General features: G+C 34.3%; 8 protein-coding genes. All 8 read left to right on the plus strand.

Features of this window, described 5'->3' with window-relative positions:
- Positions 1 to 165 precede the first annotated feature (165 nt).
- The 8 genes from QQS35_RS00285 (at position 166) to QQS35_RS00320 (ending at position 11,320) form a co-directional block, all read left to right on the plus strand.
- Positions 166 to 2,475, plus strand: a complete 2,310-nt coding sequence (locus tag QQS35_RS00285; protein WP_285929675.1) for a sensor histidine kinase — start codon at positions 166 to 168, stop codon at positions 2,473 to 2,475.
- Positions 2,468 to 3,112, plus strand: a complete 645-nt coding sequence (locus QQS35_RS00290; RefSeq protein WP_285929676.1) for a response regulator transcription factor — start codon at positions 2,468 to 2,470, stop codon at positions 3,110 to 3,112. The genes QQS35_RS00285 and QQS35_RS00290 overlap by 8 nt, the downstream gene beginning before the upstream one ends.
- A 452-nt stretch (positions 3,113 to 3,564) precedes the next feature.
- Entirely contained in the window at positions 3,565 to 4,035 is a 471-nt protein-coding gene (locus QQS35_RS00295; RefSeq protein ID WP_285929677.1) for a GyrI-like domain-containing protein, read from the plus strand.
- A 234-nt stretch (positions 4,036 to 4,269) separates the two neighbouring features.
- Positions 4,270 to 4,521 (plus strand): Blp family class II bacteriocin, encoded by a 252-nt coding sequence (locus QQS35_RS00300; protein ID WP_285929678.1) that lies wholly within the window; start codon positions 4,270 to 4,272, stop codon positions 4,519 to 4,521.
- A 111-nt stretch (positions 4,522 to 4,632) separates the two neighbouring features.
- Positions 4,633 to 5,763 (plus strand): M48 family metalloprotease, encoded by a 1,131-nt coding sequence (locus QQS35_RS00305; protein ID WP_285929679.1) that lies wholly within the window; start codon positions 4,633 to 4,635, stop codon positions 5,761 to 5,763.
- Between the two features lie 57 nt (positions 5,764 to 5,820).
- The gene (locus QQS35_RS00310) at positions 5,821 to 8,028 is read left to right on the plus strand and encodes a peptidase domain-containing ABC transporter (RefSeq protein ID WP_285929680.1); all 2,208 of its coding nucleotides are present in this window, start codon (positions 5,821 to 5,823) and stop codon (positions 8,026 to 8,028) included.
- Positions 8,025 to 9,689 (plus strand): HlyD family efflux transporter periplasmic adaptor subunit, encoded by a 1,665-nt coding sequence (locus QQS35_RS00315; RefSeq protein WP_285929681.1) that lies wholly within the window; start codon positions 8,025 to 8,027, stop codon positions 9,687 to 9,689. The genes QQS35_RS00310 and QQS35_RS00315 overlap by 4 nt, the downstream gene beginning before the upstream one ends.
- Before the next feature lie 377 nt (positions 9,690 to 10,066).
- Positions 10,067 to 11,320, plus strand: coding sequence for a TraB/GumN family protein (locus QQS35_RS00320; protein ID WP_285929682.1), 1,254 nt, complete (start codon positions 10,067 to 10,069; stop codon positions 11,318 to 11,320).
- Positions 11,321 to 11,819: the final 499 nt, after the last annotated feature.

Genomic DNA, 11,819 nt, shown 5'->3' on the forward strand with positions numbered 1-11,819 from the left:
TAATCGATAAGAATAGTAGGGCTCTGGATAGACGGATTATAGAATCACTTTTTATAGTGGCTGCCAGTAGTTATTACCAATCACGGTTATAGTCTTAGCATTGTTTTTCAAAAAAACTGATATATATGACAATAAAGCATAATTTCTAATTAATAAGGAGGGATTATGAGGATTTATAATAAAAAAAGTTTATTAGTAATTATAGCCATCTTCATCTTTTCCATTTATTTAATCCATCAAAATATTCATCCGTACATTGGTATTTATCTAAATGAAAGCAGTCAAGGTAATTATTATGTTTCGGACCAAGATCAATTGGGATGGGGGGCGGAAAGTGAAATAAAAATAAATGATCAAATTGTTTTAATCAATCAAACACCTCCAGAACAACACCCCACAGTTTCAGACGATAACAGAGTTGAAAATGCTGAAACGATTACGATAGTTAAAAACGGTGAGTACCAAACTAACCGGGTCGAATACACCTCAGAATTAACAATCCAATACGTATTTTTTTTAATTTTTCCTATTGTGTATTTTTTAATGAATTTTTTGTTAAGTTTTCTATTATGGAAAAGGCGAAGCAGTAATCGAAGTTCTTTGATTCTAATCTGCTTAATGATGTCTCTAAGTATATGTTACATAAGTGCGATCTTAGCAACAAAACTACATAGTATAGGTGAAATAGTATTTAATTACACTTTATTAATAACACCGGTGTTATTTTTGCACTTTATGTATAGTTTTTTAAAGGAAAATAATAAAAATTGGTTTTCAAAAAATACAATAATAACCTTATATTGTATCTGTTTTTTAGTGTTTTTATTCATTTGCGTACATTCGTTTATTAATGTGCCTATCGACCAATTAAGGGTTTTATTAGGCACATTTACGCTTGTTGTAATTTCAATACTCGTTTTATTAGTAAAAGGCTTTGTTTTTTTAAAACGAGACGTATTAGTTAGAACGTTTAAATGGATGTTTTATACATTTATAATTTCTATAGCGCCAATTATTCTTTTTTATAGCATCCCAGTGTTAATCATGGGCCAAAGGCTTCTCCGTCCAGAAATAGCTATACTTTTTATATTTTTTATACCAACCGTTCTAGTGTATGTATTAATAACAGATAAACTATTTGAAATGAAGCTATATATTCAACAACTTTCCTATTATCTAACCATAGCTTTGTTGCCAGCTGCGATGGTGACAACAGTGCATCTTTTGTACACATCAGAAGCGACGGTCATCTCCATAATTGAATTTTTTTCTTTTATATTATTTGTTTGTGTTCTATTTCTTTATATAAAAGATTTTTTGGATAGTGCTTTAAAGGCTAACTTGTTCGTGGAAAAGATTTATTACCAGGAAAGTTTATATAGATTTAGTAAATCAATAAAAGAGCAAAAAAGTACGGATGGAATTGTTAAAGCATTAACAAGAGAGTTAGAAGAGATGCTACATATAAGGAATGTGATTCCGGTCAAAGTTTCTAAAAAAAATCATATAGTCTGTTTGGATCCTAAACAAGAAGGTGATAGATACCACGATATGTGTGCAATAATTACTAATCAATCTATGACTATTGGAAAAATTTATCAATACGAACATTGCTTTACTATTGTGATTGGCGAAAAGTCACAGTACTTTCTAGTGTTAATCGCTAATAAGGAAAAGCACTTTTCATTAAACAGAGAAATTTCAGATTGGTTAACAGCGATTGCTTATTACTCAAGTATTTCAATTGAAAACATTCTAAAGGTTGAAGATCTACTTGAAGAATTAAAAAATATCAAATCAAATAAACCAGCTCGTTGGTTACCTCGATTATTATATAGTTGGTCTGAACAGGAGAGACGGAAATTAGCAAGTGATATTCATGATACATACCTACAGGATATCGTCATGTTAAAACGAAAAATAGGAGAGGTACGTTTACTAGATGATAGGAGTAAGATAGAAGCGGGGTTAATAGAATTGGAAGAGGATATTTTAGACATCAACTATCTAATCAGAGAAACAAGCTATAAATTATTTCCGCCATTTTTGATGGAAATGAAATTAAATCGAGCCATAATAGATTTGATAAACAAAATTCATTTAAGCTCGAATATGAGAATTGATTTTAATATAGATAAACGACTTAATTCAGAGGAAATGGATAAAGATATCAAACTAGCATTATATAGAATTACTCAAGAATTACTAACGAATGCAAACAAACACTCACAAGCAACACGGGTTACCATGGTGCTCACCTATCCTAACCATCAAATAGAGTTAATATATAAAGATAATGGTATAGGAATGAAATTAGAAAATAAGACAAGTGATACAATGGGACTAGTTGGTATAAAAGGAAGAGTATATAGTTTGGAGGGGGAAGTTGAATTGGTATCTGAACCGAACAAGGGGTTGGAAGTGAACATAAATATTCCGGTAGTTAAAGACAGGAAGGTAGTTGCCTATGATTAAAATATTAATTGTAGATGACCATGAAGTTGTGGGAGAAGGAACAAAAAGTTTACTATCGTCTGTCGAAGAGTTTAGGGTCGATTTTATTGTGTGTAGTAAGGAAGCAAATGAGTTAATTAAAAAGAATAAGTATGATGTATACATATTTGACTTAAATATGCCGGGGAAAAATGGAGTCGAACTAACAGATCATTTACTATCTATTGATGAGGATGCTAAAGTGATAATTTTTACGGGGCATGATATATCATCACATTTTAATCATTTAGTTGAAATTGGAGTTTCGGGTTTTATTAGTAAAGAATGCTCAAAGAAACAACTAATTCGAGCGATATGGTGTGCAATTGATGGACAGGCTGTAGTTCCGGTAGAGCTACTATATCAACTGCGGAGGACAGAAAATCAAGTGAAATTGCGTAATGGAAATAGCGTTTCATTGTCGCAGACAGAAGAGGCTATCTTAATTCGTGTTGCTAAGTCGAATAGTAATGACGAGATTGCCGATGAACTTTACATGAGCCGTAGAAATGTAGAGCGACATTTGACTAAAATATTCAAAAAGTTGCAGGTGAACTCTAGGTCTGAAGCAATGATAAAAGGAAAGGAGTTAGGATTATTACCAGAAATAGTTGTATAAAAGTTAACTGAATAGTTGTTTATGTGCAGTTAGAGTTCCTCTAGTGACAAATGTAATTTGCTATTGGTGCAATTCCGCAATAAATGTTCGGTTACAATCTTTTTGGCTTGTTATAGGATGAAGAAGAAGAAATATAATAAGGAGCGGTGGTTTATGTGGGATTGGCTAATCAGTATATTTGGCGGAAATAGTGGTGGCGGTGGCGGTTCTGGTGCATTTTGAACTTAAAAACCCACCTTTGCATGTGAATGCAGTAAAAATGGGGAGCTGACTTATTCAGAAGTTCCCCATTCATGAAGTGATTGGAGCCACATAGGAAGACGTCGGAAGTGTTCATTATATTGCGGTTATCCGCAAGTAATATACGGTGAAACATGTATTTTTCTATAGTAAAGTGACAGTACAGACGAAGCCAATATAAAAAAACGAGCTTTCTTTAGGGGATGAGTGATATGAGTGTTGAAATTGAAAAAAGTTTAACATTTAATAAGTTGGTATCTCTAAGAAAGAAAATGGAGCAAAAAGAGATTCAACAGGAAGTCTATAAGATGTCACAGTACTTGGACGCACAAGGCGTACGTAAGCTTGGACCGCTAATCTCAGCTACATTCGGAATTGAAACGCAACAGAACAAGCAAATTTTTGATATGGAATTTCTAGTTGCTGTCGATAGGGAGTTAGATCTTCCAGAGGACTATACGTTTAAACAAGAGTTTCGTTTAGTAAATGCTATTTTTAAAAGACATACAGATTCACCTGAAATGCTTGAATCTACGTACAATGAACTTAATACATATATTCAACAAAATGATTTATTACAAATCACTGCACCATATAACGTAAATGTAAATGATGTGGAAGAGAGTTCTAGTCAAGGACCTGTTATTGATGTATATATTGGAATTAGTCCTAATAGATTATGATAGTTTATCAATATAAAAAGAGGTGGATGGCATGACAGATGTTATTATTATTTCTTTTTTTACAGGCGCTATTGTAGCCGGTTTTGTAGTTATGTTTCTCAAGAAAAAGAATAATTCTAAATGAGAGAATTTCATAATCACCTTATTCAGTCATCTACGACTTAGTAACCTTGCTTTAGTTACCTATTTATATAGATTTTAACTAAAGAATAAAAAAAGAGGAGGAATTTTAAATTGCTATCTGCTGTAGAAAGTCCGCAATTTCAGACGTTATCTGCAACTGAGCTGCTATTAATTGATGGGGGTGCTTGGAGTTGGGCTGATTTTGGTAAGTCAACTGCTGGTGGTGCCGTTGGTGGAGCAGCCGGTGGAGCCGTAACTGGTTCATTTGCTGGTGGAGTAGGAGCATTGCCTGGTGCAGGAATAGGAGCGTTAGCTGGCGCAGCTGGTGGAGCAGCCACTTATTTAGCTGTTGGTTGGTGGTAAGATACTTAAGATACTGATTCAAAGTGATAACCAGAGATAACTCTTGGTTATCACTTTGAGTTTTTGAAAAGCATTGATTATAATCGCTTGAAATTCAAATGAGGTGCACCGATGTCGAACAATAATTTAATTTTTATTATCCTTGTAATTTTTTTAATAAACTTAGGAACAGCTGCAATGTTAAGAATGTATACATTAAAAAAACATAACAGAGGTTTAAGTGTTGAAAAATCTCTCTATCGTTTTCACAAACTTAAATATGGCCATTATATATTTACAGTAATTTCTTCTGCAATCATTTCTTTTATAGCAATAAAGGTTGGGGAAATTTCTATTTATTTTCTAGCAACCATTCCGTTTGTTTATGTTGTCGTTGTTTTAATTACTACTCAAGCATTTTATCATAAGGTCTACCAAGCTATTAGAAAAACAGAAACATCTCTAATGGAAGATATATTATTCTTTATGAAAATGCTTATAGTTATGATGATTCCTAGTATTTTAATAATTGTTCTCAGAACATATTACATTACGAATATGGAATCAAATGAATTTGTATTATATACATTACTTGTTTTAGTAATCGTGCTGTTACTAATTACATACCCCTATTTAATGCATTTCTCCCTGAGAGCTAAACAGATAGAATCTGAGGAGAAGAAGAAAGCAATTGTAGCTTTTATAAACAAGCAGAATATCAGAAATGTTAAAGTGTATCAATTTTCTTCCAAGCGCAGCAAGTTTGCAAATGCGATGATTATAGGTGTTTTTACAAAAAGGATTTTCATATCTGATTATTTATTAGAAAATCTCTCTACGGAAGAAACATGCTCAATTCTAGCACATGAATTAGGTCACCTTAAGAAAAAACACTTATTAATAAAGGCAATATTACTTTTTTTTGCCATCCCCTTATTTACAGGAATTGGTTATATTTTGGATGAAATGGAAGCTTTATTTGGATTTAAGATCCCAATACCAGTGGGTGTAATCGGAATGTTAGGTAGTTTGATTGCTTATTTAGGTTTTATATTTTTAAAGTTATCTAAAATACAAGAATATCAAGCGGATAAGTATGCACTAGACATTGGGGTAGATAAGGATGTGTATCTTGCGGCGTTAATTAAAGTAACGGAACTAAATGATTCCGTAAAATCCGTAAATAATCTAGATGAGCTCCTAGGAACCCACCCGTCATTAGAAAATAGAATAAATAGAATAGAAGAGGCAAAGGAACTGTGACCTTGTCTCACTAAAACAAAAAGATAGACAATAATATGATTATCGGAAGTGTACATAATGATATCAAAATTATCGAGTGTTTTTAAACGCTATTATTGTATTAAACAACATGACATAAAGGATTGTGGCGCAGCTTGTCTAGCAACGATTTCAAAGCAGCATGGGCTAAAAATACCTATATCAAAAGTACGTGAGGTCGCAGGAACCGATAAACAGGGAACAAATGTGTATGGACTTATTAAAGCAGCGGAAAAGCTGGGATTCACTGCCAAAGGAGTTAAAGGAGACAAACAAGCCTTTTTTGAAGAATTTCCACTACCTGCGATTGCTCATGTTATTGTGGAAGGATCGTTACTACATTACGTGGTCATTCACAGGGTTCGAAAAGATGAAATAGTCATTGCGGACCCGGCTGAAGGGTTAGTGAAATATACTCCGGAAGATTTTTTTGACATTTGGACAGGTGTATTAGTGTTAATGGTCCCAACACCACAGTTTGAAAAGGGTGATGAAACAAAAGGGCTATTTCAACGTTTCTTTGGCTTGTTAAAACCACAAAAAAAACTGATTATCCACATATTTCTTGCTTCACTTTTATATACACTATTTGGGATATTAGGGGCTTTTTACTTCCAATTTTTATTAGATGATATTTTACCCCACAGTTTAAACAAAACCCTACATATAATCTCAATTGGCATTATCATTCTATATACATTTCAAGTAATACTTAATATGTTCAGGTCACAATTATTGCTTTACTTAGGTCAAAAGCTTGATATAAGTCTTATGCTTGGTTACTATCATCATGTTTTGTCCTTACCTATGCATTTCTTTGGAACGAGAAAGGTGGGAGAAATTGTTGCAAGGTTTGGAGATGCTTCGAAAGTCAGGGAAGCAATTTCAAGTGCAACTTTAACCGTATTAATTGATGTTTTAATGGTTTTTGTTGGAGGAGCTATTCTTTACGCACAGAATGCCTATTTATTTGGTATTACTGTTATCTTGGTTCCAATTTATGCTCTAATTGTTTGGCTCTATCAAAAACCTTATGACCGAATTAACAGGACCGAAATGGAAGAAAATGCGCAGCTTACATCTTATTTGGTTGAATCGATAAATGGAATTGAAACAGTAAAAGCCTATAATGCCGAGAGAAAAACAAACATAGAAACAGAAATGCGTTTTATAAAGTTTGTTAAAACCGTATTTAAACATGGGACAATGAGTAACGTCCAAGGTTCGATTAAAACCTTTGTTGAGCTAATCGGTGGAGTCGTTATCCTTTGGATTGGAGCAACAGAAGTTTTAAAAGGAAATATGTCAGTTGGTCAATTAATTACATATAACGCGCTACTCGCTTACTTCCTTGATCCAATTCGCAACTTGATTAATCTACAACCAACCATGTTAACGGCTGTCGTTGCTGCAGACCGTTTAGGTGATATTTTAGATTTAGACCCTGAAAAAGACCCAAGAGAAGATAGTAAAATTAACCCTGAATCATTAAGAGGAAATATAGTGGTCAAGGATCTTGATTTTCGTTATGGAACTAGAGATTGGGTATTAAGAGATATTAACTTGAAAATTAAGCAAGGTGAGAAAGTAGCGCTCGTTGGTGAAAGTGGTTCCGGTAAAACAACATTATCTAAGTTGCTCATGAATTTTTATCCGTTGGAAAAGGGTGAAATTCTTATTAAGGATTATAATATTCAGGATATTAATAGAGCTGTATTACGAGAAAAGATTGCCTATATACCTCAGGATACGTTCTTCTTCAGTGGGACGATTCGTGAGAATTTAACATTAGGTGTAGAAGACAACATAGAATTTGAAGAAATTGTACATGCGTGTCAGCATGCACGAGCGCATACATTCATTAATCAGCTTCCATTACGATATGAAACGTTACTAGAAGAAGATGCTTCGAACTTATCAGGCGGTCAACGTCAACGGTTAGCCATTGCTCGCGCAATTTTAAAAGATCCTGATATTCTGATTATGGATGAAGCAACGAGTAATTTGGACTCATCTACAGAAAAGGCTATTTCAGAAACTATCCAAGAAATAAGCGGTGATATTACTACGTTTGTAATTGCTCATCGACTGAGCACAATCATGAAATGTGACACGATATTAGTAATGGAAAACGGTGGAATAGTAGAGACAGGATCCCATGATGAGCTAATGCGTCAAAAAGGTAAATACTATAATCTGTGGAAGGATCAACTTCCACCTAATGAAAATAGTGGTGATGACCAATGAGGGAAGAATTAAAAAATTTAAAGGATATGAGTGATAGTAGGGAACTATTAGAAGCAAAGCCAAATCCAATTATGCCCTTATTTATTTATCTACTAATAATAGTTGTTGTTATCTCAATCGTATGGACATACTTTGGCGAAATGGATGAGGTAGTTAAAGCGAATGGTGTAGTGAGGACAAATGAGACGATTAGTTCGATTCGTACAGAAGTACCAAGCAAGGTGGAAAGTATTGAATTTACTGAGGGCCAACAAGTTAATAAAGACGATATTCTTTTTACATTAGATCAAAGTGACCAAGAACTACAAAAGCAACTACTTGAAGAAGAATTGACACAAGTGAAAAATAAAAAAAGTCAATTAAATACACTGAAACAAAGCATCGAATCCGGTGAAAGTCTTTTTGACGAGCAAGTACAGGATGATAATGAGGTGTATGAACGATATGTATCCTATCAAACTAGCCTCTCTTTATACCAACAAGAATTTGAAGACTCAACTATAGAAATAAATCAAAATATAGAAGAACAAAGTAACCAACGGAAGAATTTCCAGTCTAAAAAAGAAAACTCAGAAAATAAATTAGAACAGTTAGATAGACTTAAAAGAGCGATAGAGAACAAGGAGAATCTATTTGATAACAAGGGAAATCCTTATTTTAGCCGGTTTGCTACTATTGAATTAACAATAGAACAGATGGAAGAAGATGTCGAGCAGAGTGAAAAAGCATACAATTCATTAAAGGAGCAAAAGCAAATAGAAGAAGAAAAAGAAGAAGAATTGCCTGTTGCTAAGGAACCCGAATTAGACGAAAGTCTAGAACAGGGAATAAATCAGGAAACAGAGCAAGAAGTAGAACAGACAATCGATACGGAAAGCAGTAATTCTGTCATTAAACAAGAACAAATAGAGGAATCAAAGCGGTTGTATGAACAAGCGGAATATGAACTAGAACAATATATAAATCAAGAAATACTAAAAGTAAATAATGAAATAGAACAGGAAAAGGAAAAATTAAATGAAATCACAACAGCGCTTGATGGAACATCCGATTACTCGGAAATGATGGATAGCCAAGAAGAGAATTACTCGGCAACATTGGAAAATTTTAAATCAGACATGTTAGTTCAAGTTAGTAATGATATCGATGGCCTCGATCAAAGAGTTGACAAGCTAAATCAGAAACTTACCGTTTTAGAGGAACAAATACAAGATAGTATAATGGTAGCGCCCGTGGACGGTGTGGTTCATGTACGAACGAACGTGTCAGCGGGTGATTTTTTAGAAGCTGGTACAGAAGTATTAACCATTGTTCCAGATAGTAGTGCGTCAACGTTTAAAGTTCAGTTATCTGTTTTAAACCGGGATATAGCAAATACAAGAGTGGGTGATATAGTTAATTTTAGAATTAACTCATTGCCTTACCAAGAGTATGGACTTGTTAAGGGAGAAATCACAAAAATCAGTTCCGACGCAACGATAGATCCAGAATCAGGTAGGAGTTATTATTTGGTTGAAGCCACAATGGACCAAAAAAAGCTGTTTAGTCATAAAGGAGAAGAAGCTAATATAAAAGTAGGGATGACAACCGATGCTCACATCGTTACTGACTCTAAGAAAATAATATACTATTTATTGGAAAAAATTGATCTAAGAGGATAAATTCAGCTGAACGGTCATATAAAAAGGTTTAATAAGCATATAGAGTAGACCAAAGTAGATATCATAGAAATAAATAGCATAAGCAGTTATTGAAAGTAGATATCGACTCTTGCAACAGGCAATCCACCCGTAAAATATCCGTTTTACGGGTGGATTTTTAACCTATGCTGTGGATTGATTGTCTAGCTATTAACAAATTTCAATGTTTTAAAGGTATGCACATTAGTAGTGGTATATGAGTAATTATCGGAATTTTTTCTAAGTTTTTATATAATCAAACCAAACTATCGGTCGTGCTTATGGTCTTTCATATGGTATATTTATACTGTAATTGGAAAAATTTAATATATGAATTAATCTTTGAAGGAGTCAAAGTAATGAATCGATTAAAAGTAAGTATGATGTTAATTGTTAGTACATTTATTATGGTTGCATGCCAATCAGGGGAACCAGTAACTTTTTCTGATCCAAATCTAGAAGCGGCTATCAGAGCTGAGCTGGATCAAGCGGAAGGTGATATTACGCAGGAGGATCTTGATGGGATTACCGAGTTGAATTTATCGAGGTTAGGAATTAAAGAACTAGATGGACTTGGGACTATGGATGAATTAGAAGTGCTTTCCCTCCAGGATAATAAAATATCTGATTTTACAGTGCTTGAAGATCTCGATAGCATTCAAGAGATTAATGTGTCGGGTAATGCCTTCCAACAAGATGACGAACAGGTTGCTTTATTAGAAAGTTTATCTGAACAAGGAATTGAAGTAATCCAAACAAGGGAAGTCGCTGCGGTTGGAAGTAAAGATGGACCAGGCGGATTTCTCTGGAAAGTAGCCGATGAGGATACCACTATTTATTTACAGGGAACGATTCATATTGGGACAGAAGAGTTTTATCCACTCCATGAGAAAATTGAGCAGGCATATGCTGAATCAGATGTAGTTGTACCAGAAATAGATTTAAATAATGTTGATCAGATGGAGATGCAAAAGTTAAATATGGAATTAGGTACATATCTAGATGGATCGACAATCGAGGACCACGTTTCAGAGGAATTATATACAGATTTAACAGCTACCTTAGAGGAATTTGAAGTTCCAATTGAGATGGTGGAAACGTATAAACCGTGGATTCTATCTTCAACGATACAACAATTAATGATACAGCAACTCGGCTATATAGAGGGCGTTGACCAATATTTTTTAAACCGAGCGGCTGAGGATGGTAAAGAAGTGATTGGGCTAGAGACTGTCGAAGACCAATTACGAATTATGGCGGATAGGTCTCCGGCATTTCAAGCGGAACTTTTGCAAGAGTCACTTGTAGAAACAGAAGAGTTTGGTGAAGATATTGGCGAGCTAATTTCGATTTATAAACAAGGAGATCCGGATAAATTAGTGGAGGTACTCATGGAAGAAGAAGGTGCACCGGAAGAGAGTCCAGAAGCTAAAGTCTATATGGAAGAACTTAATGATAACCGAAATTATAAGATGGCAGATAAAGTTGTAGACTTTTTGGAAGAAGATGACCGGACATTTTTTGTGATCGTAGGTAGCTTACATTTAACACAAGAGCCACATATTAGGTCGATCTTAGAAGAAGAAGGATATGAAGTCGAGCATGTGCATTGAGTTCATAGGGTGAAAAGCAGTTCGCTGTCGCTCCTGTTGGCAACTAGTTAAGACCGGGTTCATGGGGGAAAAGCAAATATCGTGCTTGAGTGGGCATATATGGTGTCTGGAAGTAGATAACCGCTTAATGAAAGTAGATATCCCCCGACTAAAAGAGCATAAATCTTGGTTGAAAGTAGATATATCCGTTGTATAAGAGCATATCTCAGAATTTTCATATAAAAAGCAGGCTAGCAAGGTTCCGCCTCTCGAAAGTTAGAGTAGAAAACTAACTTTCGGGGGGCGGAACTCAATCGCTAACCTGCTTTTTTTCATGTCATCATGCAGCTACCGATTTGGCTTAATAATCTACAATAGTGTATAAAATAAAAACACATTTTAATCTCAAGCAATTTAATTCTAATTATGGTAAAAAATAGTTAATATAACCTAGATGAAATTAAATACTACAAACCCGGGTTTTCACTGGAAAATGTAGGGTTTCAGGAGGATAGACAAA

Origin of the sequence: Aquibacillus rhizosphaerae (genome assembly GCF_030282825.1) — a bacterium.
GTDB lineage: Bacteria > Bacillota > Bacilli > Bacillales > Amphibacillaceae > Aquibacillus_C > Aquibacillus_C rhizosphaerae.